27 protein-coding genes are annotated in these 25,162 nt (G+C 71.5%); 11 read left to right on the top strand and 16 right to left on the bottom strand.

Annotation, left to right across the window (positions count from 1 at the left end):
• Nucleotides 1-11 precede the first annotated feature (11 nt).
• The gene (gene folE / locus ACIQK6_RS36275; protein ID WP_329099842.1) at nucleotides 12-620 is read left to right on the top strand and encodes a GTP cyclohydrolase I FolE; all 609 of its coding nucleotides are present in this window, start codon (nucleotides 12-14) and stop codon (nucleotides 618-620) included.
• 42 nt (nucleotides 621-662) lie between these two features.
• Here folE and ACIQK6_RS36270 read toward each other — a convergent pair whose 3' ends face one another.
• The 6 genes from ACIQK6_RS36270 to ACIQK6_RS36245 form a co-directional block, all read right to left on the bottom strand.
• On the bottom strand, nucleotides 663-1,148 hold the full coding sequence (locus ACIQK6_RS36270; protein ID WP_329099841.1) for a DUF3180 domain-containing protein: 486 nt from the start codon (nucleotides 1,146-1,148) through the stop codon (nucleotides 663-665).
• Between the two features lie 52 nt (nucleotides 1,149-1,200).
• A complete protein-coding gene (folK, locus tag ACIQK6_RS36265; RefSeq protein ID WP_329099840.1) occupies nucleotides 1,201-1,809 on the bottom strand; it encodes a 2-amino-4-hydroxy-6-hydroxymethyldihydropteridine diphosphokinase in 609 nt (202 codons plus the stop codon).
• Nucleotides 1,806-2,165 carry a dihydroneopterin aldolase gene (folB, locus tag ACIQK6_RS36260; protein ID WP_030010912.1) on the bottom strand — a complete coding sequence of 120 codons (360 nt, stop codon included), beginning with the start codon at nucleotides 2,163-2,165 and terminating at the stop codon, nucleotides 1,806-1,808. Before folB ends, folK begins: the two co-directional genes overlap by 4 nt.
• 129 nt (nucleotides 2,166-2,294) lie before the next feature.
• The gene (locus ACIQK6_RS36255; RefSeq protein ID WP_266603374.1) at nucleotides 2,295-2,738 is read right to left on the bottom strand and encodes a nuclear transport factor 2 family protein; all 444 of its coding nucleotides are present in this window, start codon (nucleotides 2,736-2,738) and stop codon (nucleotides 2,295-2,297) included.
• A gap of 25 nt (nucleotides 2,739-2,763) precedes the next feature.
• Nucleotides 2,764-3,564: a dihydropteroate synthase gene (folP, locus tag ACIQK6_RS36250; protein WP_402696786.1), complete on the bottom strand. Its 801-nt coding sequence runs from the start codon at nucleotides 3,562-3,564 to the stop codon at nucleotides 2,764-2,766.
• Between the two features lie 231 nt (nucleotides 3,565-3,795).
• Nucleotides 3,796-5,643 (bottom strand): phosphatidylglycerol lysyltransferase domain-containing protein, encoded by a 1,848-nt coding sequence (locus ACIQK6_RS36245; RefSeq protein ID WP_329099838.1) that lies wholly within the window; start codon nucleotides 5,641-5,643, stop codon nucleotides 3,796-3,798.
• Between the two features lie 151 nt (nucleotides 5,644-5,794).
• On the opposite strand from ACIQK6_RS36245, the gene ACIQK6_RS36240 reads away from it, so the two are divergent.
• On the top strand, nucleotides 5,795-6,904 hold the full coding sequence (locus ACIQK6_RS36240) for an alpha/beta hydrolase-fold protein (RefSeq protein ID WP_329099837.1): 1,110 nt from the start codon (nucleotides 5,795-5,797) through the stop codon (nucleotides 6,902-6,904).
• A gap of 103 nt (nucleotides 6,905-7,007) precedes the next feature.
• Here ACIQK6_RS36240 and ACIQK6_RS36235 read toward each other — a convergent pair whose 3' ends face one another.
• Nucleotides 7,008-7,970 carry an ATP-binding cassette domain-containing protein gene (locus tag ACIQK6_RS36235; RefSeq protein ID WP_329107748.1) on the bottom strand — a complete coding sequence of 321 codons (963 nt, stop codon included), beginning with the start codon at nucleotides 7,968-7,970 and terminating at the stop codon, nucleotides 7,008-7,010.
• A 153-nt stretch (nucleotides 7,971-8,123) separates the two neighbouring features.
• On the opposite strand from ACIQK6_RS36235, the gene ACIQK6_RS36230 reads away from it, so the two are divergent.
• The 4 genes from ACIQK6_RS36230 to ACIQK6_RS36215 all read left to right on the top strand — a co-directional run bounded on the left by ACIQK6_RS36230 (nucleotide 8,124) and on the right by ACIQK6_RS36215 (nucleotide 11,716).
• Complete coding sequence (locus ACIQK6_RS36230; protein ID WP_329099836.1) at nucleotides 8,124-8,894, top strand: ABC transporter permease; 771 nt, start codon at nucleotides 8,124-8,126, stop codon at nucleotides 8,892-8,894.
• Between the two features lie 4 nt (nucleotides 8,895-8,898).
• Nucleotides 8,899-9,570 (top strand): ABC transporter permease, encoded by a 672-nt coding sequence (locus ACIQK6_RS36225; RefSeq protein ID WP_329099835.1) that lies wholly within the window; start codon nucleotides 8,899-8,901, stop codon nucleotides 9,568-9,570.
• A 32-nt stretch (nucleotides 9,571-9,602) separates the two neighbouring features.
• Nucleotides 9,603-10,595 (top strand): ABC transporter substrate-binding protein, encoded by a 993-nt coding sequence (locus tag ACIQK6_RS36220; protein ID WP_329099834.1) that lies wholly within the window; start codon nucleotides 9,603-9,605, stop codon nucleotides 10,593-10,595.
• A 98-nt stretch (nucleotides 10,596-10,693) separates the two neighbouring features.
• Complete coding sequence (locus ACIQK6_RS36215; RefSeq protein WP_329099833.1) at nucleotides 10,694-11,716, top strand: hypothetical protein; 1,023 nt, start codon at nucleotides 10,694-10,696, stop codon at nucleotides 11,714-11,716.
• Nucleotides 11,717-11,768: 52 nt separating this feature from the next.
• On the opposite strand, the gene ACIQK6_RS36210 is transcribed toward ACIQK6_RS36215, so the two are convergent.
• Complete coding sequence (locus tag ACIQK6_RS36210; RefSeq protein WP_329099832.1) at nucleotides 11,769-12,362, bottom strand: TetR/AcrR family transcriptional regulator; 594 nt, start codon at nucleotides 12,360-12,362, stop codon at nucleotides 11,769-11,771.
• 117 nt (nucleotides 12,363-12,479) lie between these two features.
• Between ACIQK6_RS36210 and ACIQK6_RS36205 the strand changes: the two genes are divergently transcribed.
• Nucleotides 12,480-13,367 (top strand): NAD(P)-binding domain-containing protein, encoded by an 888-nt coding sequence (locus ACIQK6_RS36205; RefSeq protein ID WP_329099831.1) that lies wholly within the window; start codon nucleotides 12,480-12,482, stop codon nucleotides 13,365-13,367.
• On the opposite strand, the gene ACIQK6_RS36200 is transcribed toward ACIQK6_RS36205, so the two are convergent.
• From ACIQK6_RS36200 to ACIQK6_RS36180, 5 genes are all read right to left on the bottom strand, one after another.
• On the bottom strand, nucleotides 13,364-14,632 hold the full coding sequence (locus ACIQK6_RS36200) for an alpha/beta hydrolase (protein WP_329099830.1): 1,269 nt from the start codon (nucleotides 14,630-14,632) through the stop codon (nucleotides 13,364-13,366). The genes ACIQK6_RS36205 and ACIQK6_RS36200 overlap by 4 nt on opposite strands.
• Before the next feature lie 100 nt (nucleotides 14,633-14,732).
• The gene (locus ACIQK6_RS36195; RefSeq protein WP_329099829.1) at nucleotides 14,733-15,050 is read right to left on the bottom strand and encodes a hypothetical protein; all 318 of its coding nucleotides are present in this window, start codon (nucleotides 15,048-15,050) and stop codon (nucleotides 14,733-14,735) included.
• Nucleotides 15,051-15,150: 100 nt separating this feature from the next.
• On the bottom strand, nucleotides 15,151-15,366 hold the full coding sequence (locus ACIQK6_RS36190; RefSeq protein ID WP_329099828.1) for a hypothetical protein: 216 nt from the start codon (nucleotides 15,364-15,366) through the stop codon (nucleotides 15,151-15,153).
• Nucleotides 15,367-15,395: 29 nt separating this feature from the next.
• Nucleotides 15,396-16,247 carry an arylamine N-acetyltransferase gene (locus ACIQK6_RS36185; RefSeq protein ID WP_329099827.1) on the bottom strand — a complete coding sequence of 284 codons (852 nt, stop codon included), beginning with the start codon at nucleotides 16,245-16,247 and terminating at the stop codon, nucleotides 15,396-15,398.
• Between the two features lie 36 nt (nucleotides 16,248-16,283).
• The gene (locus ACIQK6_RS36180; protein WP_189744048.1) at nucleotides 16,284-17,426 is read right to left on the bottom strand and encodes an NADH-quinone oxidoreductase subunit D; all 1,143 of its coding nucleotides are present in this window, start codon (nucleotides 17,424-17,426) and stop codon (nucleotides 16,284-16,286) included.
• Nucleotides 17,427-17,457: 31 nt separating this feature from the next.
• On the opposite strand from ACIQK6_RS36180, the gene ACIQK6_RS36175 reads away from it, so the two are divergent.
• From ACIQK6_RS36175 to ACIQK6_RS36165, 3 genes are all read left to right on the top strand, one after another.
• The gene (locus tag ACIQK6_RS36175) at nucleotides 17,458-17,958 is read left to right on the top strand and encodes a PH domain-containing protein (RefSeq protein ID WP_329099826.1); all 501 of its coding nucleotides are present in this window, start codon (nucleotides 17,458-17,460) and stop codon (nucleotides 17,956-17,958) included.
• Nucleotides 17,955-19,409, top strand: coding sequence for a PH domain-containing protein (locus ACIQK6_RS36170; protein ID WP_402696755.1), 1,455 nt, complete (start codon nucleotides 17,955-17,957; stop codon nucleotides 19,407-19,409). The genes ACIQK6_RS36175 and ACIQK6_RS36170 overlap by 4 nt, the downstream gene beginning before the upstream one ends.
• Nucleotides 19,410-19,616: 207 nt before the next feature.
• A complete protein-coding gene (locus ACIQK6_RS36165; protein ID WP_402696754.1) occupies nucleotides 19,617-20,291 on the top strand; it encodes an L-2-amino-thiazoline-4-carboxylic acid hydrolase in 675 nt (224 codons plus the stop codon).
• A 30-nt stretch (nucleotides 20,292-20,321) separates the two neighbouring features.
• On the opposite strand, the gene ACIQK6_RS36160 is transcribed toward ACIQK6_RS36165, so the two are convergent.
• Nucleotides 20,322-20,999, bottom strand: coding sequence for a response regulator transcription factor (locus tag ACIQK6_RS36160; protein ID WP_189744054.1), 678 nt, complete (start codon nucleotides 20,997-20,999; stop codon nucleotides 20,322-20,324).
• 17 nt (nucleotides 21,000-21,016) lie between these two features.
• Nucleotides 21,017-22,219 carry a sensor histidine kinase gene (locus ACIQK6_RS36155; RefSeq protein ID WP_329099824.1) on the bottom strand — a complete coding sequence of 401 codons (1,203 nt, stop codon included), beginning with the start codon at nucleotides 22,217-22,219 and terminating at the stop codon, nucleotides 21,017-21,019.
• Nucleotides 22,220-22,373: 154 nt separating this feature from the next.
• Between ACIQK6_RS36155 and ACIQK6_RS36150 the strand changes: the two genes are divergently transcribed.
• The gene (locus ACIQK6_RS36150) at nucleotides 22,374-23,318 is read left to right on the top strand and encodes an SAM-dependent methyltransferase (protein WP_402696784.1); all 945 of its coding nucleotides are present in this window, start codon (nucleotides 22,374-22,376) and stop codon (nucleotides 23,316-23,318) included.
• A 139-nt stretch (nucleotides 23,319-23,457) separates the two neighbouring features.
• Here ACIQK6_RS36150 and ACIQK6_RS36145 read toward each other — a convergent pair whose 3' ends face one another.
• On the bottom strand, nucleotides 23,458-25,008 hold the full coding sequence (locus ACIQK6_RS36145) for a M28 family metallopeptidase (protein ID WP_329099823.1): 1,551 nt from the start codon (nucleotides 25,006-25,008) through the stop codon (nucleotides 23,458-23,460).
• Nucleotides 25,009-25,162 lie beyond the last annotated feature (154 nt).

Raw genomic sequence — 25,162 nt, 5'->3', positions numbered from 1 at the left:
ACGAGGATGAGATGACCGACCCAGTGACCCTGACCGGTGACGAGGGCAGGATCGGCGAGTTCGACGAGAAGCGCGCGGAGGCGGCGATCCGCGAGCTCCTGATCGCGGTCGGCGAGGACCCGGACCGAGAGGGCCTGCTGGAGACCCCGGCGCGCGTGGCGCGCTCGTACCGGGAGATATTCGCCGGGCTGTACCAGAAGCCCGAAGAGGTCCTGACGACGACGTTCGACCTGGGCCACGACGAGATGGTCCTCGTGAAGGACATCGAAGTCATGAGTTCATGTGAACATCATCTGGTTCCGTTCCACGGCGTGGCGCACGTCGGCTACATCCCGTCCACCGACGGCAAGATCACCGGCCTGTCGAAGCTGGCCCGCCTCGTGGACGTGTTCGCCCGCCGTCCCCAGGTTCAGGAGCGCCTGACCACGCAGATCGCGGACTCCCTGATGGAGATCCTGGATCCGCGCGGGGTCATCGTGGTCATCGAGTGCGAGCACATGTGCATGACCATGCGCGGGGTCCGCAAGCCCGGCGCGAAGACCATCACCTCGGCGGTCCGCGGCCAGCTCCGCGACTCCGCCACCCGCAACGAGGCCATGTCCCTGATCATGGCCCGCTGAGCCGGAACCCGGTCGGCCCCGGCCCGGGGCCGACCGGGTGGCCTAGGCCTTGGCCGGGGCCTTGCCCGGGTCCTCGTCCTCCGGGAGTTTGAGGACGTGCTCCAGGAAGAGCGCGGCGGCGATAACCGCGATGCCCGCCAGGACCGAGAAGCCGGCGTACCAGGCCTGGTCGCGGCGGGCGGGGACGTCGAGGGCGTCGGTCAGCAGGAAGACGCCCACACCGCCGTACATGCCCGCCACCAGCGCGGCCACCAGTGCACTGGCCTGTCCGAACACCACCGCGCGGGCCGCCATCAGCGGCTCCACGCCCTTGGCGCCCGGGCGCCGCTCGCGCTGGGCCTTGAGGCGGGCGCGCATGGACAGGGCCGTGGCCAGCAGTACCGCAGCGATGGCGCCCAGGACGATCGGCGCGGCCAGCGGAACGCCCGGCAGGGTGCCGTAGGCGTTCCACAGGCGCGCGCCCGCCCAGGACAGGACGCCGGCGACCACGAAAATGCCCGCCAGGACCGCCGGCCTCAGTTGCTTCAATTGCCCGTTCCCCACTTCTTGCAGCGAGTAGCCGTGAACAGGCTACTAACGACTACTCGGGGAGGTGGAGTTCCAGGTCGGGGCGCGGCTCCACGCCGACCAGGCCGATTTCGGCCAGCAGCGCCGTGACCGGGCCGCGGCCCGGGATCTGGGCCTCCGGGTCGATGTCGTGCCAAGGGGCCAGTACGAAGGCGCGCTGGTGGGCGCGCGGGTGCGGGAGGGTGAGGACCGGGTCGTCGGAGACCCGGTCGGCGTACGCGACGATGTCCACGTCGATCGTGCGCGGCCCCCAGCGCTCCTCGCGGACGCGGTCGAAGGCCTCCTCGACGGCGTGCGCGCGCTCCAGGAGCGAGGACGGCGGCAGGGTGGTCTTCACGGCGACGACCGCGTTGAGGTACGAGGGCTGCGAGCCGGGTTCGACGCCCCACGGCTCGGTCTCGTAGACGGGGGAGACGGCCTTGACCCGCATGCCGGGAGTGTCACCGAGGGCGTCGATGGCACCCTGCAGGGTCTCCAGCCGGTTGCCGAGGTTCGCGCCGAGCGCGATCACGGCCCATTTGGGGTTCGACAGGGTCACGTCCGCCGCGTCGACCGCCTCCACGACGGAGGCGGGGACCGGCTGGACGGTGGGGTCGCTCGGGGCGTTCAGTCCGTTGTTCATGCGCGGCTCCGGGTGATCGTGATGGTCACGTCGTCGAAGGGGACGGTGATGGGCGCGTCCGGCTTGTGGACGACGACCTCCACCTGCGCCACCGCTTCGTGCTTGAGGCACTGCTGGGCGATTCGCTCGGCCAGGGTTTCGATCAGGTCGACGGGTTCGCCCTGGACGACGTCGACGACCTCTTCGGCTACTACCCCGTAATGCACGGTCTTTGCCAGGTCGTCCCCGGCCGCGGCGGGACGGGTGTCGAGGTGCAGCACCAGGTCGACGATGAAGGTCTGGCCTTCCTCGCGTTCCCGGGGGAAGACGCCGTGGTGCCCGCGAGCCTTGAGGCCGCGCAGCGCGACACGATCCACGCGAATCACTCCTGCTTTCGTAGGTGCTTCCGGTCCCGGGGCTCCCCGGGGCCATGGCTGCGCCGAGTGCGGTCGGCGTCGTCCGTCTTCGAATTTACCTGCGAAATAGTCCGGCTCCCGCCGAAGGGGTCAGGAGGCGTCCTCCTCCTCGTCCTCGTCGGACTCGGTGAGGACGGGAGAACCGTGGTGGGACCAGAGCCGCCAGCCCTCGGATGTGCGTCGGAACACATTCGTCGCGACGACCAGCTGACCGACGAGCGGGCCGAGTTCTCCGCCGTCCTCGGCGGGGCCGCCGCTGAGGATGTTCTCCGTACACGTCACCAGGGCGGTATCACCTATTACGGCCACTTTGGTGTCGGTGAGGAAGAACTGGATGTAGTCGGTGTGCGACATGATGAGCGCGTACGAGCGCAGGACCTCGCCGCGGCCCGAGAGCACCGGCCAGCCGGGATGGACGCAGGAGATCTCGTCCTCCAGCCAGAGCGCCGACAGTGAGTCGAAGTCCCCCCGCTCCATTGCCTCGTAGAAGGCCGTGTTGACCTCTTCGACCGCCTCGATGTCGGTTCTGCTCACGGTGCTCCTTGTCGGTGGGTACGGATCAGAGTGCGCCTTCCACGGCACGGGCCACTCGAACCGCGTCCGCGGTCGCCCGTACCTCGTGCACCCGTACGGCCCAGGCGCCCTGGTGGGCGGCGATCGCGGAGACGGCGGCCGTGGCGGCGTCGCGCTCGCGGGCGGGCGGCGGGGTGATGTCGGCCCCGCCGGCCAGGACCCGGCCGAGGAAACGCTTCCTCGACGCGGCGACCAGCAGCGGGAAGCCCAGCGCGCGCAGCTCGGGCAGGTGGGCGACGAGGGCCAGGTCGTGCTCGGCGTTCTTGGCGAAGCCGAGGCCGGGGTCGACGAGGAGCCGCTCGGGGGCTATCCCGCCGGCCACGACCGCGTCGATCCGGGTCCGCAGCTCGGCGGTGACCTCGGCGACCACGTCGTCGTAGACGGCGAGGCTGTTCATGTCGGCGCTGAAGCCGCGCCAGTGCATCACGACGAAGGGCACCTCGGCGGCGGCGACGGCCGGGATCATCCCGGGGTCGGCCAGGCCGCCGCTGACGTCGTTGACCAGGGTCGCGCCGGCCTCGACGGCCCGGGCGGCGACGGCCGCGCGCATGGTGTCCACGGAGACGGTGACGCCCTCGGAGGCGAGGCCCCGGACCACGGGGACGACCCGGCGCAGCTCCTCTTCCTCGTCGACGCGGGAGGCGCCGGGCCGGGTGGACTCGCCGCCGACGTCGACGAGGTCGGCGCCGTGCTCGACGAGGTCGAGGCCGCGCTTGACCGCGGCGGTGGTGTCGAACCACCGGCCGCCGTCGGAGAAGGAGTCGGGGGTGACGTTGACGACGCCCATGACCGCGCAACGGTCCCAGTCCGGCAGACCTGCGACCCGGCCCCTGCCGGTGGCTCCGCGCTTCGTGTTCATAGGTCCAAGGGTAGGGCTGACCTGGATACGACAGGGCCCCGGCGCCCTTGCTCCGCCGGGCGGTGCGAGGGCGCCGGGGTCCTGTCCGGCGTTCGGGGCTGCGTCGGGTTCTCCCGGCTCCTGCCGGGTTCTCCGTCCGGGCCGCAGGTCCGGCGCGGGCTACGCGGCCTGGACCTCGCGCTCCTGCTGCTTGGGCACGGTCGTCATGTGGTTGTGCGTGCAGGTGCGCACCGGCTTGGGGCGGCGGCGGCTGGCGAACAGCCGGGGCAGGGCCACCGTGACGAAGCCCTCGGCCTGCATCACGGCGAAGCCGATGCGGGGCAGGTCGCGGCTGTTGCGGTAGACCATGAAGCGCGGCTCCCAGCGGGGGCGGAACTTCTCGTTGAACTTGTAGAGCGACTCGATCTGGAACCAGCGGGAGAGGAAGACCAGCAGGCCGCGCCACATCCGCAGGACCGGGCCGGCGCCGATCTTCTCGCCGCGGGCGAGGGCAGCGCGGAACATCGCGAAGTTCAGCGAGACCTTCTCGATCTTCAGGTCGGGGGCGGCCTGGAGGGAGGCGACGATCAGCAGCTCGTTCATGCCGGGGTCGGCGGCGCGGTCGCGGCGCATCAGCTCCAGCGACATGCCGTCCTTGCCCCACGGGACGAAGTGCAGGACGGCCTTCAGGTCGCCGTACGGGCTGGTGTCGCCCTCCTCGATGCGGTGCGCGGTGGCGATGAAGCAGTCGCCGTCGCCCTCCTCGCCGACCCGGCCCAGGGCCATCGAGAAGCCGCGCTCGGTGTCGGTGCCGCGCCAGGCCTCGGCCGCGCCGCGGACCCGCTCCAGCTCCTCGTCGGTCAGCTCGCTGACCCGGCGGACCTGGGTGGTGTAGCCGTTGCGCTCGATGCGCTTCACCATCTGGCGGACATTGCGCATGGGACGGCCCGCGAGGGAGAAGTCTTTGACATCGACAATCGCCTCGTCACCCAGCTCCAGGGCGTCCAGACCGGTCTCGCGGGTCCAGACCTCGCCGCCGGTCTCGCTGCAGCCCACGACGGCCGGGGTCCAGGAGTGGGCCTTGGCCTCCTCCATGAACCGCTCGATCGCGCCGGGCCAGGCCTCGACGTCGCCGATGGGGTCGCCGGAGGCCAGCATCACGCCGGAGACGACGCGGTAGGTGACGGCGGCCTTGCCGCTGGGGGAGAAGACGACGGCCTTGTCGCGGCGGAGCGCGAAGTGGCCGAGCGAGTCGCGGCCGCCGTGCTTGGCGAGCAGTTCGCGCAGCTTGCCCTCGTCGTCGGCGGTGAGTCGGGCGGCCGGGTGCTCGGGGCGGAAGGCCAGGTAGATGGTGGTGAGGGCGGTCAGCATGCCGAGGGCCCCGAGGGAGTATCCGACGGTCCAGGACACCTGGCCCGCGTAGTCGACGGGGCCCTCGAAGCCGAAGAGGCCGTAGACGACGTGCGTGATCTGCTCGTACAGGCTCGGGTTGCCGACGACCCGGTTCGGGTGGACGTTCACGATGAGCAGGCCGAGGCCGATGGATCCGGCGCTCATCAGTACGAAGTTGGCGAGGGCCTTCCAGCGGCTGCGCGGGTCGGGCAGCGCCTTGAACTCGCTCTGGTGGCGCAGCAGCAGCGCGAAGAGCACCGCTGCGATGACCACGCCGGGGATCGAGTGCCGGTAGAGGAACTGCGCCGCGGCACCGGCCGGCAGCAGTACGACCGCCGCCCGCCAGGCCCGGCGCTTGCGGCGCTTGAGGCCGTGCGCGAGCAGCAGGAGCAGTACGCCCGCGCTGATGGCGAGGGCCGCTGCGAAGGGGCCGAACACCGGCAGCACCTCGGCGAGCGCGTGGATCCGGCTGTGCCGGAACCGCGGGAACACCCCTGCTGCGATGTCCAGAAGGCCGACGATCATGACGGCCGTACCTACCAGGCCGGGCACCGACTCCGGCTGTGGGCCTCGGAGGATTCGGCGGACCCTGCTCGGAACCTGTCCCGACTTATCGCCATCTATCCTGCTAGACATCGCTTCCCGTTGCTCCGCGAGAGATCATGTGGTCGAAGGCCGCGACAGCCTCCGGTGTGTGGTGCGTCCCTTAGGACGACATCGACGAGGAGCGGGTTCACTCTTTCGTCGGAAAAAACGGTCCTGTTACAAGAAAGTCGACTGACTGCTCATGGGTCTCACCAGTAATACGGTTCTGGCGTTGGCCATCTTCGCCGGTGTGCTGCTCTTCGCGGCCACGGTGTGGTTCTGGCCGAAGCTCTCGGGCCGCACCTGGCGCGCGTTCGCCGGCCGCATCGGACTGCTGCTCGCGACCCAGCTGGCGCTGTTCTCGGCTGTGGGGCTGGCGGCCAACAAGTCGTTCCTCTTCTACGGTTCCTGGGCAGACCTGTTCGGCCAGGAGACGTCCATGGGCAAGGTCGTCGACCACTCGATGAGCAGCAAGGACATCAAGGTCGTCGACAAGCAGAAGCTGGACGTACCCGGTGGTGCCAAGCCCCAGGTCGGCGGTCAGATCCTGAAGGTTGCCATATCCGGGCAGAAGTCGAAGATAACGAGCCCCGGCTACGTGTGGCTGCCGCCGGAGTACTTCCAGCCCCAGCACAAGGACGAGAACTTCCCGGCGTCCGTCGTCCTGACGGGCTACCCGGGCACCGCCGAGAACCTGATCAAGGGGCTCGACTACCCGATGAAGGCCTTCAGCCTCTCCAAGTCGGGCAAGATGAAGCCGATGATCCTGGTCATGCTGCGCCCGACGGTGGCGCCGCCGCGGGACACCGAGTGCGTCGACATCCCCGGTGGCCCGCAGACCGAGACCTTCTTCGGGGTGGACCTCCCGCAGGCCATCCAGGACACCTTCCGGGTCGGCAAGAAGCCCCAGAACATGGGCTTCATCGGCAATTCCACGGGCGGTTACTGCGCCCTGAAGATCGCCGCGCACTACCCGCAGACCTTCGGTGCCGCCGCGGCCCTGTCCGCGTACTACGACGCTCCGGACGACCCGACGACCGGTGACCTGTTCCACGGCGACGCGAAGCTGAAGAAGCGCGCGGACGTCCTGCACGTCATGGAGAACAAGAAGCCGACCGGTACGTCCTTCCTCGTCACCAGCAGCGAGAAGGGCGAGCCGAACCTCGCCGACACCAAGAAGTTCATCAAGAAGGTGCAGGGCCCGGACCGGGTCTCCTCCATCATCCTCGACAGCGGTGGCCACAACTTCAACACGTGGCGACGTGAGATCCCGCCGATGCTGACGTGGATGAGCGGCCGCATCCAGGCCTGACCCGCCGCGTGCCGAACACCCGGCACCCCGACCGTCCGACACCCGTGACCGGCCTCCCGAGGCCGGTCACCGCTGTTTCCGGGGCCGCCCGCCCCCCCGGGCGTTACGCCTCCTGCAGCTGGGCCCGGCGCAGCGCCCGGTGGACGCCCTCCGGCGTCAGTACGCCGACCAGCGCGCCGGATTCGGGGTCCGTGACCCCGATGCGCCCCGAGTCCTCCTGGAGCAGGGCGGCGAGCGCCCCGCGCAGCGTCGACCCCAACTCCACCGAGGTCGCCGGGGCCGTCCCCTGGGCCGGTGCCAGGTCGGCCGCCTCGACCGGGGTGACGGCGAGCCGCTTGAGCCCCCGGTCGGCGCCGACGAAGGAGGCCACGTAGGCGGTGGCGGGCGCCCCGAGCACCGCCGCCGGGCGGGCGAACTGCTCGATGGTGCCGGAGCCGTAGACCGCGATGCGGTCGCCGAGCCGGATCGCCTCCTCCAGGTCGTGGGTGACCAGCAGGATGGTCTTGCGCACCGTCTTCTGCAGGGTCAGGAACTCGTTCTGCAGGCGCTCGCGCACCACCGGGTCCACCGCGCCGAACGGCTCGTCCATCAGCAGCACCGGTGGATCGGCGGCGAGTGCGCGGGCCACGCCGACGCGCTGGCGCTGCCCGCCGGACAGCTGCTGCGGGTACCGGCCCCCGTACACGGCCGGGTCCAGGCCCACCAGTTCCAGCAGTTCGGCGGCCCGGGCGCGGGCCCGCGCCTTCGGGGTGCCGATCAGCTGCGGCACGGTCGCCGTGTTCTCCAACACCGTCTTGTGCGGGAAGAGGCCGACCTGCTGGATGACGTACCCGATCCGGCGGCGCAGCTCGACCGGATCGGCGGCCGCGATGTCCTCGCCGTTCAGCAGGATCCGGCCGGAGGTCGGGTCGATCAGCCGGTTGACCATCTTCATCGTGGTCGTCTTGCCGCAGCCGGACGGTCCCACGAGCGTGACCAGCTCACCCTCCGCCACCTCGAAGGACAGGTCCTCGACGGCCGTCGTCCCGTCGGGGTAGCGCTTGGTCACGTGCTCGAATCGGATCACCATCCCATCCTTCCGTACGCCGGCAGCTGTTTTGTGAAGGGCGTGTTGCCCCCTGCGAAGGATTCCGGCCATCGGGGGTGGTGGAGGTTAGGGTCACTGTGACGGGTGACCATGAATACATACGTTCGAATGATGGATGCGGGGGTGAGGGGCATGGCGGCGCAGAACTGCCTGGTGGCGAACGACTGGATCTGCTGGGACTACGTCACCTCCCGCTCCCAGGAACTCACCGACGCGACCCTCGAACACATCTGGATCACGGGCGCGTCGGTCCTGATCGGCATCGCCGTGTCCGTGCCGCTCGCCCTGCTGGCCCGCCGCGGCCGCCACTGGGCGGCGCCCGTCCTGGGTCTGACCACCCTGCTCTACACGATCCCCTCGCTGGCCATGTTCTCCCTGCTGCTGCCGGTCTTCGGACTCTCGGCGGCGCTGGTGGTGACCGGGCTGGTGCTGTACTCGCTGACGATCCTGGTCCGCAACGTCCTGGTCGGCCTGGAGGCCGTCCCCGAGGACGTGCGGGAGGCCGCCCGGGGCATGGGGTACGGCCCGGGCCGCCTGCTGTGGCAGGTCGAACTGCCGCTCGCGCTGCCGGCGCTGCTCGCCGGGGTGCGGATCGCCACCGTCTCGACGGTCGCGCTGACCACGGTCGGCTCCATCGTCGGCAAGGGCGGCCTAGGCAATCTCATCGCTCCGGCCGTGAACAGCTCCTTCAAGGCGCAGGTGCTCACTGCCTCGGTGCTGTGCGTGCTGCTCGCGCTCGTGGCCGACCTGCTGCTGCTCGGCGTACAGCGGCTGCTCACCCCGTGGACCCGGGCCGGCGCCCGGCCCGCGGCTGCAGGTGCGAGTGCGGGTGCGGGTGCGGATTCGGCTGCGGGTCCGGCTCCGGATTCGGCTCCGACTGCTGCTCCGGCGAAGGGGGCCTGAAGCCGTGGACGTGATCACAGGGGCCTGGGACTGGCTGGCGAACGGGGCCAACTGGTCGGGGGAGAGCGGTGTCTGGCACCGGCTCGGCGAGCACATCTACGTCAGCGCGGTCGCGCTCGCGATCGCCTGCGCGGTGGCGCTGCCGATCGGCCTGTTCCTCGGCCACCTCGGCAAGGGCGGCACCCTCGCGATCAACATCTCCAACATCGGCCGGGCCGTCCCCGTCTTCGCGGTGCTGGCGCTGTTCATGGTCTCCCCGCTGCGCAACGCCGGCTACCTGCCCACCATCGCCGCACTCGTGCTCTTCGCCGTCCCGCCGCTGCTGACCAACGCGTACGTCGGCATGCGCGAGGTGGACCGCTCGGTCGTGGAGGCCGCCCGCGGCATGGGCATGTCCGGGACCCAGCTCTTCCTGCGCGTCGAACTGCCGCTCGCGCGCGCCATGGTGATGACCGGGCTGCGCTCGGGCGCCGTGCAGGTCATCGCCACGGCCACGATCGCCGCCATGGTCGGCCAGGGCGGCCTCGGCCGGATCATCACCGCCGGCTTCAACACGTACAACACCCCGCAGGTCGTCGCGGGCGCCCTGCTGGTGGCCGCGCTCGCCCTGCTGGTGGAGGGCGCGCTGGTGGCGGCGGACCGGCTGCTGCTGCCGCGGGCGGCGGCGTCCCGCTGATTCCTGTCCATCGCCTCGAACGGAGTACCTCCATGACCAAGACCACGCGCGTCCTCGGCGCGTCCCTGGGCGCCCTGGCCCTGACGGTTTCGCTGGCCGCGTGCGGCGGCGACAGCCTGGAGAAGAGCAAGGACGGCGGCTCGGCCTCCGCCGACTCCTCCTCGGCCGCGGGCGGCGGCAAGGGCAGCCTGGTGATCGGCGCGGCCGGGTTCACCGAGTCGAACGTGCTGGCCGAGCTCTACGCGCAGGTCCTGGGGGACGCGGGCTACAGCACGTCGGTCAAGACGGTCAACAACCGTGAGCTGTACGAGCCGTCGCTGGAGAAGGGCGAGATCGACGTCGTCCCGGAGTACGCGGCCACGCTCGCGGAGTTCCTCAACGCCAAGGTCAACGGTCCGAAGGCGCCCGAGGAGAAGCCGGTCGCCTCCAGCGACGTCGCGGCGACCGTGGCGGGCCTGGAGAAGCTCGCGGCCCCGCTCAGCCTGAAGGCGCTGACCGCCGGTGAAGCGGTCGACCAGAACGCATTCGCCGTGACCAAGGAATTCGCCCAGAAGAACAACCTGAAGACGCTTTCCGACCTCGGCAAGTCCGGACTCAAGGTCAAGATCGCGGCGGGCGACGAATGCAGCGTCCGGCCCTTCTGCGCGCCCGGGTTGACTAAGACGTACGGAATTCAAGTTTCCGGTATCGACCCGAAGGGCGTCGGTACCCCGCAGGCCAAGCAGGCGGTCAAGGACGGCGCCGACCAGCTCGTGCTCACCACGACCACCGACGCCACCCTCGACAGCTACGGCCTGGTCCTGCTGGACGACGACAAGAAGCTCCAGAACGCCGACAACGTCCTGCCGGTGGTCAACGCCAAGGACGCCGGGGCCCCGGAGGTCGCCGCCGCGCTCGAGAAGTTGACCAAGGCGCTCACCACGGCCGATCTGGTCGACCTGAACCGCAAGGTGGACGCCGAGCGCGCCAAGCCGGCCGACGTCGCGAAGGCCTACTTGGAGTCCAAGGGACTGGTGAAGAAGTAGCGCGCACGGGGTTGATGCAGAAAAGTGGCTCAACTGCCTGGGAAGAGTTTGCCGGGCGGGTATCCCACTCGACCCCCATGCCCTGTAAATTTCGGGCCATGCCCCGTGGACGCCACCGCAATCCCGAACCCCTGCACCGGCTGCTCACGCCGACGACCGTGGCCGGTGTATCCGTCGTCGGCGCCGGCGCGGCCTGGCTGCTGGCGGAACCGATGGCGCTCCGGCTCCTCGTGGCCGTCACGGCGGCGGCGGGGGTGGCCGGCGCCGTCGTCATGCGCGCCTGGGACCGCTCGGCGGGCCGCCGCGTCGCCGAGCTCGCGCGCGAGCGGGTCAAGGACGAGTGGCGGACGGACGAGCGGATAGCCGAGCTCGAATCCGAGCTCGAAGAGGCCCGGATGCTGCGGGCCAGGCTGGACGCCAAGCTGCGCGCCAAGCGGGTCGAACTGGCGGGCCTGCGCGGCGAGCACGCGGCGCTGCTGCGGCGGTACGCGACCGCCGAGACCGAGCGCGCCAGCGCTCTGGAGGGCCGCCGGCTGCTGGCCATCGAGGCCTCCGCGGCGCCGGCCGCCGCGCCCAAGGAACTTCCGGCCGTCACCGAGGAGCGCACCTCGGCGGGCGCGCCCACCGCGGTCGGCTACGCCCTGGCCCACTCGGCCCTGGAGGCGTTGGCCCGCAGGAGGGCGGCGCGGGCGCTGCCCGCCGGGCCGTCGGCCCCGGAGCCCGATCCCGGTCCCGGTTCCGGTTCCGGCCGGGGCCGTGCTCCGGCCCCGGCCGCCGCGCCCTCATCGGTCCCCGCGCGCCGTCCGGCGGCCGCGGTGGCCCCGTACGCGGCGCAGCGGCGCACGGCCTCGCGCGTCGAGGGCGGCTTCGACTTCTTCGGCACCAAGAACGCGGCGCAGGCCCGCGCGGTGATCGAGGCGGTGCAGAACGAGGACCTGGCCGACGTGGTCGGCGCGGAGGCCCTCGCGGTGCACAAGGCCGAGTCCGCCCGGGCCGTCGCCGAGCCGGAGTTCAAGCCGGCGACCGACGAGACCCGCGCGGTGGGCCAGGTCATCGATCTGACGGCCCACGACGAGACCGAGCCGATCGACGTGGTCCGGCTCCGGACCGCGATCTCCTAGGTCGCCCCTCCGCGAGGGACGGCCCGGCGCCCCTCACCGGCCGCCCCCGGGATCAGTCCCGGTACGAGGCCACCAGCCGGGCCAGGTGCCGGCCCGCCACCAGGAGCGGGGTGCGGCTCATGGTGACCTGTGAGGTCGTCTCGGCGCCCTCCAGGGTGTTGATCACGGTGATCGCCAGGTCGCGGGCTTCCGCCTCGGGGTAGCCCGACGCCAGGAGCTTCGCGGCCACCAGGTGCTGCCAGTTGGCGAAGGCCCGGGCGCAGGCCGCCTGGAGCTCGGGGAGGCGTCCGACCGTCTCCAGGGCCGTGGCGGTCACCGGGCAGCCGTCCCGCCAGTCGGAGTCCTCCAGCGCCTGCGCGAGCAGGGCGGCCACGCCCTCGACCGCCTCGGCGGGGTCGGTGTGGGCGGCGAGCCCGGTGCGGAGCAGTTCCGCGAATTCCTCGTCGCCGAAGTGGATCGCGGCCACCGCGAGTTCCTGCTTGCCGCCCGGGAAGAAGTGGTACAGCGAGCCGAGGGTGGCCTCGGCCTCGCGGACGAGCTGCTTGACCGGGGTGTTCTCGTATCCGCCGTGCTGCATGAGGCGGGATGCGGTGCGCACCAGCCGGTCGCGCGTCCCGGGCGCTGTGGTCATCGCTGCTGTTGCCATGGGCGCGATCCTACCGCCGAATCTAGATAGAGCGTTCGTTCTAGCTCCGTGCTACGGTCGTCCCGAGCGCTAGATAGAGCGTTCGTTCTAGACGATGCGTTGGGGGAGAACTCCGTCATGAACCAGATCCGTACCACCCGGGCCCAGGGCGCCGAGGTCACCGTCGTGGGCCTCGGCCCGATGGGCCGCGCCATGGCCGCCGCCTATCTCGACGCCGGCTACGAGGTCACCGTGTGGAACCGCAGCGCGGGCAAGGACGAGGAGCTCGTCGCCCGCGGGGCCCGCCGCGCCGCCGGCATCGCCGAGGCCGTCGCCGCGAGCCCGCTGACCGTGCTCAGCCTCATCGACGTCGAAGCCATGTACGGCACGCTCGGCGACACCGACCTCGGCGGCCGCGTGCTGGTCAACCTGTCCTCGGACGTCCCGGACAAGGCCCGCGCCGCCGCCCGGTGGGCCGGGGCGCGCGGGGCCGCGTACCTCACCGGCGGGGTCAACGTGCCGCCCACCGGCATCGGGCAGGAGGGGTCGTCGATCTTCATCAGTGGCCCGCAGGAGGTCTACGAGGAGCACCGCGCCGCGCTCGACCTGCTCGCCGCCACCGACTACCGCGGCGCCGACCCCGGCCACGCGCAGCTCTACTACCAGCTCAACATGATCCTCTTCTGGACCGCCTACACCGGCTGGTACCAGGCCGTCGCCGTCGCCCGCGCCAACGGGCTGACGGCGACCGACATCCTTCCGTACGCCGGCTACACGGCCGACACCATGCGCGGCTTCTACACCGCGGGCACCCCGCTGATCGACGCCGACGAGCACGGCGGTGAGCACCAGCGCCTCGCGATGTGCGCCGCGAGCGTCGAGCACATCCTGCACACGGCCGCGGACTCCGGTGTGGACACCGGGATCCTGGCCGCGCACGCCGAGCTCTACCGGCGCGGTGTCGAGGCGGGCTTCGGCGCGGACAGCAGCTCGCGCCTGGTCGGCCTGCTGGGCGGCAAAGCCTAGGACCGGCCCTGGCGGATCGAGTCGAACCAGCGGACCACCTGGGGCGCCGAGCGGACCGCCGTGGCCGTGTGGTCGGCGTCCGGGCCCTGGTCCACGACCTTCGCACGGACCCCGTGGCGGGCCAGATCGGTGGCGCAGGCCCGGGAGTTGGCGGCCGGTACGTCCGTGTCGCCGCCGCCCGCGTACAGGCGTACGGGCGCGGCGGGCTTCCAGTCGCAGACGCCGTCGTTTGCCCGTACGGCCTCCAGGAGGGCCCCGCGCGGGCTCCGGATGTTCTCGACCCACTGCGGGGTCAGCAGCTCCTGCGGTGTCGCCGGGAGCGCGGCCACGATGTCCTGCACCTGGTGGCTCCCGTCGAACAGGCCTTCCACAGCCTGTGCATAGGGTGCGCGGAACACCTCGGCCGGGTCCTCGTAGAGCGGGTGGAGCCGGTTCTGGGCCGTGAGGAAGTAGGAGAGGTAGAAGACGGCGACGCGCGGATCGACCCGACCGTCGGTGATCCCCGGGAACTCGGTGCCGAGCAGGTCGTGCGGTCCGGCCATCGGGGCCAGCGCCCGCAGCCGCAGGCCGTCCCGGCCGCGGGAGAGCTCGCGGCCCAGGGCCATCGCCACCTGGCCGCCCTGGGAGAAGCCGGTGGCGTACACGTCCCGGCTGACCGGGCGGCCCAGCCGGTCGGCGGCGGTGCGGGCGGCCTTCAGCATGTCGACGGAGGCCGTGACCGCAGACCGGGTGTCCATGTACGGGTGGCTGCCCGGGCCGCCGCCCAGGCCCAGGTAGTCGGGTGCGGCGACGGCCCGGCCGGCGGAGGCGTGCAGGTAGGGGGTGAGCCGGTTGTAGCCGGCGCCCCCGGACGGGGCGTCGTCGCGGGTGGCGACCGTGCCGTGGGTGTCGGAGACCAGGTCGGGGCGGTGCGGGCCGCCGCGCGGCAGGACGAACAACCCGGTCGCGGTGGTGGGCCGGCCCTGCGGGTCCACGGTGGCGTAGGTCAGCCGGTAGGCGCGCACGCCGTACCGGACGGTCGACGGGTCGATTCCCAGCGTGCCGAGCTCGGCGACGACCTGGTCGCGGTTGAGGGTGTTCAGCGGGACGACGGAAACCAGGTCGCCCCGGGTGGTCGACGCGGTCGATGCGGTGGCCCGCGCGGCGGGCGCGGCCAGCGCCGCCGGGGCGGCGATCCCACCGAGTACGGCGGCGAGGGCCACGGCTGCGGCGCCGCGCCGCAGCCACTGCCGGCGGCGCTGCTGGTTGTGCTGCGTGATCGTCATGCCAGGAACGCTACGGACGCCCGCCGCGCCCCGACATCCCGTCAACACCCTTCGCCCCAGGGGGTTTTCCCCCGGTCGATCGGGGGAGCCCGCCGGGGGGTCAGGGGAAGGTCAGGACGAGCAGCACGGCCACCGCCTCCAGCGCCACCTGCGCGGCGAGCGCGACCCGTCCCGCCCGCGCGGGCGCGGCCGTCGCGACGACGAAGGACACCACCAGGGCGGCGAGCAGCGCCCCGAAGGCGTCGACCGGGAAGGGCGCACACTCGAAGTCGTTCACGAAGCACCGGCCGCCCCGGTCGGTGGTCAGCACCAGCACCTTCACGACGAAGAGGGCGGGCAGGAACAGCAGGGCGGCGCGCACCGCGCGCGACCGGATCCGGGACGCGGGGACGGTGGCGGGCTGCGGCGTGCGGGTCATGCCACCACGGTGCCGCGGGGCCGCCGTACGGGGATCCGCGCTGCTACTCAGCCCGCGCGGCCCCCGTACTCAGCTCCCGGCTCCGCAGCGCAGCCGCTCCTCAGAACAGCGGTAGTTGCCCGGGGTGTTCGGACAACACGAAGCCGTCCAGGGTCGGGGCGGCGGCGCCGAGCACCACCCGGGCCCGAGATCCGGGGCAGGACACCAGACCGCCGCGGACCCGCCCGGAGGGCGGATCGTGGCGGGCGATCCGTCCGGCGGTGACGGCGCAGTCGCGACCGCAGGAGGGGCAGGCCCGGCGGGGAGAGTGGGACATGGCGCCCAGTCTGCCCTGCCGCACCGACATCAGTCCTGCTGGGAAGCGAGCCACGCCTCGTGCGCCCGCTCGATCCGGGCCCACAGCGCCGCCCGGTCCGCCGCCGTCAGGTCGTCGAGCTCCCGTCCGAAGACGGTGGACATGGCCTCGAAGAGCTCCTCCGGGCCGGCCAGTTCGCGCTTGTCGCGGCCGCCCTGCGGTTCGAGGGTCAGCAGGACCTTGCCGTGCAACCGGTTCATGACCTCGCCGTTGCGCCGCAGCATGAAGAAGGACTGCAGGAAGGGGGAGTCCTCGGCGGTGGACAGCCGCAGGTGCTCGGCCTCGAAGTCGGCCATGGTCGCGGGGGCCGAGCGGAAGTTCATCGCGGGGAAGGGCGAGCTCTCGTTGAGGAAGGTCCAGCCCGCGTCGGGTCCGTCCGCGCTGCCCAGCGGCCGCAGGCCGTAGCGGAAGCCCAGCTCGTAGGAGCCCTCGCGCAGCGGCAGCGGCTCGGGCGGGCCGTCGCCCAGGCCGACGTCCACGAAGTAGGCCTCCCCGTCGATCCGTACGGTCAGGGTGAGGTGGTCACCGCTCACCTCTCCGGACTCGCGGTCCGCCGTCATGCCCCCGACGTGGCGGGTAACGTCGTAGCCGAGGCGCTCCAGCAGCGCCGCGAAGGCGCCGTTGAGGTGGAAGCAGTAGCCGCCGCGCCCGGCGCCGATGCGGCGCACGGACAGCTCGGGGTCGATGCCCGGCGGTCGGCCCAGCTGGATCTCGGTGTTCTCGAAGGGGATCCGCTCCAGATGGGCCCGCGTGAGCGCGAACAGCCCTTCGACGGAGGGGGATCCGGGTTCGGCGATGCCGATCCGCTCCAGGTACGCGGCGTAGATACCAGAGATGATCATGAGATCACCCTAGATCGGGCATCGCCCCCGGACGGGCTATTTGTCGATGTCACCGACGACGAAGAAGAGCGAGCCCAAGATCGCCACCATGTCGGCCACCAACTGGCCCGGCAGCAGCACGGCCAGCGCCTGGATGTTGTTGTACGAGGCGCTGCGCAGCTTCAGCCGGTACGGGGTCTTCTCCCCCTTGGAGACGAGGTAGTAGCCGTTGATGCCGAGGGGGTTCTCGGTCCAGGCGTACGTGTGTCCCTCGGGGGCCTTCAGCACCTTGGGCAGCCGCTGGTTGATCGGTCCCGGCGGGAGGTCGTCCATCCGGTCCAGGCAGGCCACGGCCAGGTCGAGCGCGTTGTGGGTTTGGTCCAGCAGGCACTCGAAGCGGGCCAGGCAGTCGCCCTCGGTGCGGGTGATCACCTTCAGGACGTCCTGGAGCTCGCCGTAGGCCAGGTAGGGCTCGTCGCGGCGCAGGTCGAAGTCGACTCCGGAGGCGCGGGCGATCGGGCCGGAGACCCCGTACGCGTGCACCGCTTCGGCGGACAGGACGCCGACCCCGCGCGTGCGGGCGCGGAAGATCTCGTTCCCGTGGACCAGCTTGTCGTAGACGTCCATCCGGGTGCGGACGTCGGCGATCGCCGCGCGGGCCCGCCCGAGCCAGCCGGCCGGGAGGTCTTCCTTGAGGCCGCCGACGCGGTTGAACATGTAGTGCATGCGGCCGCCGGAGATCTCCTCCATCACGGCCTGGAGCTCCTCGCGTTCGCGGAACGCGTGGAAGATCGGGGTGATCCCACCCAGTTCGAGGGGGTACGAACCGAGGAACATCAGGTGATTCAGCACCCGGTTCAGCTCGGCCAGCAGCGTCCGCATCCACACGGCCCGCTCGGGGACCTCCATGCCGAGCATCCGCTCGACCGCCATGACCACGCCCAGCTCGTTCGAGAACGCCGACAGCCAGTCGTGGCGGTTCGCGAGCATCACGATCTGCCGGTAGTCGCGGGCCTCGAAGAGCTTCTCCGCACCGCGGTGCATGTAACCGACCACCGGTTCCGCACTGACGATCCGCTCGCCGTCCAGGACGAGGCGCAGGCGCAGCACGCCGTGCGTGGAAGGGTGCTGGGGGCCGATGTTGAGCACCATGTCGGTGCTCTCCGCCGCTCCGCCGATACCGACCGTGGTCTCCGTCATGCGGGCATTGTCTCAGCCCTAGGGTGGACGCATGGAAACGGGGACGATGAGTGAGATGAGTGAGACGGGCGAACCCGCATGGGTCGGCCTACCGGGCGGGCTGCTGATTCTGCGGCGGACGCTGTTGCTGATATGGACGGTGCTGCTCGCCGTCGTGACCACCGTCGTACTGGGGCTGACGCTCGGCCTGCCGTGGGCTGCCCTCGGGGCGTTCTGGCTCGCGGTCCTGGCCTGGGGCTGGGTGCTCCTCGGCCGGAACTGGCGGTCCTGGCGGTACGCCGAGCGCGCGGACGACCTGCTGATCAGCCGGGGCGTGCTGTGGCGGAAGGAGACCGTGGTGCCGTACGGGCGGATGCAACTGGTGGAGGTCACCTCCGGTCCGCTGGAGCGGCGCTTCGGTCTGGCCTCCGTGCAGCTGCACACGGCCGCGGCCGCCACCGACGCCAAGATTCCCGGGTTGGTGCCGGTCGAGGCGGAGCGGCTGCGAGACCGGCTCACCGCCCTCGGCGAGGCAAGGTCGGCGGGCCTGTGAGCCCCGCCCCGGCCGACGGCGCCGGCGTACCCGCCACGGGCGGTCCTGCGGGCAGTCCCGCGAGCGGTTCCACAGTCGACCCCGCCGCCGATCCCACCACCGACCCCACCACCGACCCCACCACCGACCCCGCGAGCGGTTCCGTCGTGGAGCGCCGGTTGCACCCCTTCACCCCGCTGCGCCGCGCCTGGGTGCCGATCGCCGCGACCGTCGGCGTGATCGCCCAGCAGGGCGACCAGGCCGGGAGATGGGTGGCCGACCTGTCCGCCCTCCTGCGGGTGGCGGCGGTGGTGGGCCTGATCGTGGTCTTCGGCGCCTACGGATTCCTGAGCTGGTGGTTCACCCACTACGCCATCACCGACACCGAACTGCGCATCCGCAGCGGTCTCTTCTTCCGCCGCACCGCGCACATCCGCCTCGACCGGCTCCAGGCCGTGGACGTCACGCGCCCCCTCCTGGCCCGGCTGACCGGAGTCGCCAGCCTCCGGCTCGACGTCATCGGCACCGAGGACAAGGACCAGCTGTCCTTCCTCAGCGAGAAGGAGGCCGTCGCCCTGCGCGCCGAGCTCCTCGCCCGCGCGGCCGGTTTCGCCCCCGAGGAAGCCGTGAGCCTGGGCGAGGCCCCCGAGCGCGAACTGCTGCGGGTGACCCCGCGCGAGCTCCTCGTGTCCCTCTTGCTCAACCTGGGTGCCTGGGTCCTGCTGGTCCCGGGGCTCACCGTGCCGGTCGTCGTGTGGTGGCTCAGTTCCAGCCCGTGGGCGGCCCTGGTCTCCGTGCTCCCGATGCTCGGCGCGGTCTGGGCGGGCACCGCGGGCCGCTTCCTCACCGAGTACGACTGGCGGGTCGCCGAGTCCCCGGACGGGCTGCGGCTGGACCACGGCCTGCTGGACCGGGCCCACGAGACCGTGCCGCCGGGGCGCGTGCAGAACGTACGGATCGTGGAGCCGCTGCTGTGGAGGCGGCGCGGCCTGGTCCGCGTCGAGCTGAAGGTCGCCGGCTCGGACAACACGGTCCTGGTCCCGGTGGCCTCGCGGGACGCCGCCACCGCCGTCATCGCCCGGGTGCTGCCCGGGGTGGACCTGGCGGCCCTGTCTTTCTCCGGCTCCCCGCGGACCGGGTCCCGCTGGGTGGTCCCGGTGTGGTGGAAGGGCTACGCCCTGGCGCTCTCCCCGGAGGTGTTCGCCGCCCGGCACGGCCGCCTGTGCCGGCGTACGGACCTCGTCCCGCACGCCAAGGTGCAGAGCGTCCGCCTCACGCAGGGCCCCTGGTCCCGCGCCCGCGGCGTCGCCGACGTGCACGTGGACACCGGCGCGAACTGCACGGTCACGGCCAGGCTCCGCCCGGAGCCGGAGGCCGCGACCCTGCTGCACGCCCAGGCCGCCCGCTCCCGCACCTCCCGGGCCGCAGCCCGTCCGGACCGCTGGATGACGGGGGCGGGCGCGGACGCCTGAACCGGCGCCCGGCGCCGGGTGGCGACCGGATGGGCCCGGTAGTACGCTTTTTGTCGCCGAATTCGGGGATGAAGAACCGGGCCCAGGCCGCCCACCGTGGCCGTACACCTCGGGCCGCCTCTGATCGCGATCAGCACGCAGGGTGCCGTTGTGAATGCCATCGACAAGGCAATCGGAGCAGAAGCCCACTGGTTGATGGGTCGCGTCATGCCCCGCAGGTTCCTGGGCGAAGTCCGCAAGCACCTCCACCACGTGGCGCCCGATCGCGAGGACGAGCTGATCGACGCGATCCGCGCGCGGGCGAAGGAGATCGCCGACGCGGACGAGGACATGGCCACCGACGGACCGTCGAAGGGCGCGCTGCTGATCGGTGCCGTGGTACTCGCCGCCTTCGAGACGCTGGTCCCCCTGTTCGAAGGGGACCGCAGGCGCACGATCCGCTATCTCCAGCACGCGATGAGCCCGGTGCTGAGGCGCCCCTACGACATGGCCTTCTCGACCCTCAACGAGAGGGACCACGCGCTCGACAAGATCGAGAAGACCTGCCGAGTGATGGTGAAGCTCTACCCCGCCCACTTCGAGTTCGACTTCCAACGGCCGGGGCCGGGGCTCTTCGAGATGAACGTCAGACGCTGCTTCTGGCGCGACTTCTTCGCCCGTCACGACGCCACGCCCGTCACGACGGTGATGTGCGCGTTCGACGTGAACTTCATGAAGGCGATCGACCCCGCCGTCAGCGGACTGCGCGCCGAGCGCACCTCCCTGCTGTCACTCGGTGACAGCAGGTGCCGCTTCGCCGTCCTGGAGACCGACGACCCACTGAACGGCTACAGCGACGCGCTGGAGACGCGGTTCGTCGACGGCGGGGAGCGGGGCGGCTGACGGCCGCCGCGCCGCCCCCTCGATCACTCCCTACCCGGCTCCGCCGCCGCCCGCGCGGACCAGGCCCGTTTCGTACGCAAGGACCACCACCTGGACCCGGTCGCGCAGCCCGAGCTTGGTCAGGATGCGGCCCACGTGGGTCTTCACCGTCGCCTCCGACAGGACCAGCCGGGCCGCGATCTCGCCGTTCGACAGGCCCTGAGCCACCAGCAGCATGACCTCGCGCTCGCGCTCCGTCAGCCGCTCGATCTCCTTGTTCTGCGGCTCCTGCGTGGTCGTCGGCAACATCGGCGCGAAGCGGTCCAGCAGGCGCCGCGTCGTCGACGGGGCCACCACCGCGTCCCCGCTGTGCACCGATCGGATGGCTGCGAGCAGCTCGCCCGGCGGGACGTCCTTCAGCATGAATCCGCTCGCGCCCGCCTTCAGGCCCGAGAAGGCGTACTCGTCCAGGTCGAAGGTGGTCAAGATGATCACCTTCGGGTGCTCCTCCGGCTCGCAGATCCGCCGCGTCGCCTCCACCCCGTCCAGCCGGGGCATGCGGACGTCCATCAGCACCACGTCCACCTTCGTGGCCCGCAGCACCTCCAGCGCCTCCAGGCCGTCGCCCGCCTCGGCGACCACTTCCATGTCCGGCTGGGCGGCGAGCACCATACGGAAACCGGTGCGCAGCAGCACCTGGTCGTCGACCAGCATCACGCGGATGGACATCAGTTACCTCGTCCTCGTCATTTCTTCTTCAGGGGCAGCAGTGCGCTGATCCGGAAGCCGCCACCGGGCCGCGGCCCCGCGTCCAGGGTTCCGCCGACCATACCGATCCGCTCGCGCATGCCGATCAGCCCGTGCCCGGCGCCGTCCGCGCCGCCGTCCTCGTACAGCTCGTGGGCCGCGCCCCGGCCGTTGTCCTCGACCAGCAGGCCGAGCCCGTCGTCGAAGTAGACCAGCCGGACGGTGGCCTTCGCGTCGGGGCCGCCGTGCTTGCGGGTGTTGGTCAGCGCCTCCTGCACGATCCGGTACGCCGTCAGCTCGACCCCGCTGGGCAGCCGCCGCGGGGCGCCCTCGACCTCGAAGTCCACCGCGAGCCCGGCCGTCCGGACCTGCTCGACCAGGACCTCGATCTGCTCGACGTCCGGCTGGGGCACGTAGTCCTCGGACTCCTGCGGCTCGCCGGTGCGCAGCACGCCCAGCAGCCGCCGCATCTCGGCCAGCGCCTGGCGCCCGGTGCCGGAGATGGTCTGGAGGGCTTCCTTGGCCTGTTCGGGGGCCGCGTCCATGACGTACGCCGCGCCGTCCGCCTGGACCACCATCACCGAAACGTTGTGCGCGACGACGTCGTGCAGTTCGCGGGCGATCCGGGCGCGCTCGGCGGCCACGGCCACCTTGGCCTGGGCCTCGCGCTGGTTCTCCAGGCGCTGGTTCCGTTCGACGAGCTGGGCGTAGTAGGCCCGGCGGGTGCGCAGGGAGTCGCCCAGTACCCAGGCGAGGGCGAAGGGGACCATGGCGAACAGCGTGAAGAGGACGTTGTCGCGGAAGCCGCCCCTGTCCACCTGGAAGCGCAGGGCGTACAGGGGGGAGGCGAGGAAGCCGATGGCGAGCGCGGTACGGGACATCCGGCGCGAGACCTCGGCGGAGGCGGCGACCGTGTACAGGATGATCAGCATCGCGAGGTCGGCGTTGTTCACCTCGGTATGGGTGATCAGCTTGTAGACGCCGGTGCCGACGGCCAGCCAGAACATCGGCTGCGTCCACTTGCGGCGCAGGGCCACCACGAGGCTCATCGCGACCACGGCGGGGACGGCGAGCAGCCGTGCGCTGGTGCTGCTGAAACTGTCGTCGGCGACTTGCAGCATGCCGATCCCGAAGAGGAAGACAGCCCAGAAGCTGTCGACGCCCGTCGGGTGTCTGCGGAAGAAGTCGTAGAGGCGCTGCACGTAACCCAGAGTAGGGAACGCAGATAGGTGCTGGAGTCAACCAGAGGTTCGAACCTGACGCCGGGGGCGTACTCCCCAAGGTGGACGGAAGCTTAGCCTTTGTCCGGTGAGCTCTCAGGGTGAAGGCGTGACTCCGGTCCGGTGGCGCAGTGCGATGGAGGCCGCGTTGTACGGGCCCGACGGCTTCTACGTGCGGCCCGGCGGGCCGGGTCCCGCCGGGCACTTCCGTACCTCCGTGCACGCCTCGCCGCTGTACGCCGCGGCCGTGGCCCGGCTGCTGCACCGGGTGGACGCCGAGCTCGGGCACCCGGCGGAACTGGACCTGGTCGACGTCGGGGCGGGGCGGGGGGAGCTGCTGGTCGGGGTGCTCGCCGCGCTGGATCCGGGGACGGCCGCGCGGGTGCGCCCGTACGCCGTGGAGCGGGCGGAGCGGCCCGCCGGGCTCGATCCGCGGATCCGTTGGGTCGCGGCCCCGCCCGAGGGGACGACGGGGCTGCTCTTCGCCAACGAATGGCTGGACAACGTGCCGCTGGAGGTCGCCGAGGACGGTCGCTACGTGCTGGTCGCCCCGGACGGTACGGAGAGCGCGGGCGGCCCGCTGGAGGCCGCGGACCGGGCCTGGCTGGAGGAGTGGTGGCCCGGCGGCGGCCGCGCCGAGATCGGCCGGGCCCGCGACGAGGCCTGGGCGGCCGCCGCCGGGACCCTGGCACGGGGCCTGGCGGTGGCGGTGGACTACGCCCACACCCGGGGCGCAAGGCCCCCCTACGGAACCCTGACGGGCTTTCGCGGCGGTCGGGAGGTCCCGCCGGCGCCGGACGGCTCCTGCGACGTCACCGCCCACGTTGCCCTGGACTCCTGCGCGGGGCCGGGAGCCGTCCTGCTGACCCAGCGCGAGGCCCTGGCCGCGCTCGGCGTCTCGGGCGCCCGGCCCCCGCTGGCCCTGGCCTCCACGGACCCGTTGGCCTACGTACGGGCCCTGTCCTCGGCCGGCGAGGCGGCGGAGCTCACGGACCGCGCCGGGCTGGGCGCCTTCATCTGGCTGGTCCAGCCGGCCGGCATCCCGGCCCCGGCGTGGCCGGTCGCCGCGGGCCGGGCCTGATCGACGGGACACCCGGCCCGGCCGGCCCGGACTAGCTCGGCCCGGGGGGTGGGGTCGGCGGCGGCGAGGACCCGACGCACGGAGGGCCGGGATCCGCTGCGGGATCCCGGCCCTTCTGTTGATCTGCCTGCCCGCGCGCCTACTGCGTCAGCTCGTCGTGGCCCTGGTGCAGGCCGCCACCGCTGCCCGTGCCGCCCGTCGGCTGCGAGACGACCGGCTTCGACAGCGGGGCCAGGTCGAAGGCGTAGTGGCCGACCGCGTCCGCGATGACGTCGACGTTGATGTCGAGCGCCTTCTGGTCGATGTTGGTGATGTCGTCACCCTTGCCGTGGTAGTTCACGTCGTAGGCGACGCCCGCCTGGCCACCGAACTTCGCGGCCTGCTCCGCGGTCTTGATGCCCTCGGCGCCGGTGAAGGTGCCGCCGGACGGGATGCCCACCTCGATGAAGGGGCCGTAGTCCGAGCGGCCCGAGAAGTCCGTGCCCTCGTGCGGGATCTTCTTCGAGTCGAGGAAGTCGTTGATCCCCTTCTCCAGCTGGGCGGAGCCCTCCGGGCCGGGGCCCGCGCCGGTCGCGTCCGAGTCGTCGCCGTCGTAGACGAAGTACGCGGCGTTCGGCGAGGCGATCATGTCGAAGTTCAGGTACAGCTTGATCTGCTTCTTCTGCGCGTCCGTCAGCCCGGCGACGTACGCCTCGGAGCCGAGCAGGCCGAACTCCTCCGCCGACCACCAGGCGAACTTGACCTTGTTCTTGATCTTCGACTGGCTGCTCGCGAGGCGCTGCGCGACCTGCAGGATGCCGGCCGATCCGGAACCGTTGTCGTTGATGCCGGGGCCGGCCGCGACCGAGTCGAGGTGCGAGCCGAGGAAGACGGTGTTGTTCTCGTCGCCGCCCTTGGTCTCGGCGATGACGTTGTACGTCTTGCGGTTCTCGCGCAGCTGCCGGATGTCGAGGGTGACCTCGACCGGGCCGGCCGCGGCCTCGGCCGCGAGCTTCTCGCCGTCCTCCTGGGTGATGCCGCCCGTCGGGACCTTGCCGACGTTCGGGTCACCGAGGGTTCCGTTCAGGGCGCCCGCGGTGTTGTTGTAGATGATCGCGCCGACCGCGCCGGCCGCCGCCGCGTTGGCCTGCTTCGCCGCGAAGGTGCAACCGCCGCGCTTGACCAGGGCGATCTTGCCGGTGAAGGTGCCGGAGGCGAAGTCGCCGGGCTCGCAGCCGTTCGTCCCGTCCGCGTCGACCGGGGCGACCGCGACGCCGGCGGTCACACCGCCCTCCGGGCTGTTCGCCGTGTACGACATCAGGTGGATCGGTACGTCGCGCTGGTTCGCGCCGCCCACCGTCAGCTTCTCCTCGATGGTTTCGACGTACACGAAGTCGAATTCGTTCTTGGTGACCTTGTAGCCGGCCGCCTTCATCACGGCCTCGATGTACTTGGCCGACTGCACGTGCCCCTTGGACCCGGCCGCGCGGTTGCCGTTGTTGTAGTCGGCGAGCGACTGCAGGACCTTGAGGTGGTTGTAGGCGCCCTTGCCGGTCGCTTCCTTGACCAGCTTCTTGGCGAGCGCGTCACCCCGGGCGGCGTCGCTCTGCGGGCTTCCGGTGGCTCCGGCCGGTCCGGCCAGCAGCAGCGGCGAGACGAGGGCTGCGGCTGCCAGGGCGGCGGTTGCTGCGGCTATACGGCGTGAGGGCATGAAGGTCCTTCCACGGCAAAGGCGAGCAGGGCAGGGCGGAGCAGGGCACAGCGGGGCGGAGCGTGGTGGTGCGCGTGAGCAGAAGTGGTGCGCGTTACGTGGGGGATCGGTGGACGCACGTTAGACAGCAAGTGGCCACCATGGCCAGAGTTTT

The sequence above is a fragment of the Streptomyces sp. NPDC091682 genome (assembly GCF_044756625.1).
Lineage (GTDB): Bacteria > Actinomycetota > Actinomycetes > Streptomycetales > Streptomycetaceae > Streptomyces.
Note: the sequence above shows the minus strand (reverse complement) of the source record. Positions and strands in the feature narration are given on the sequence as shown.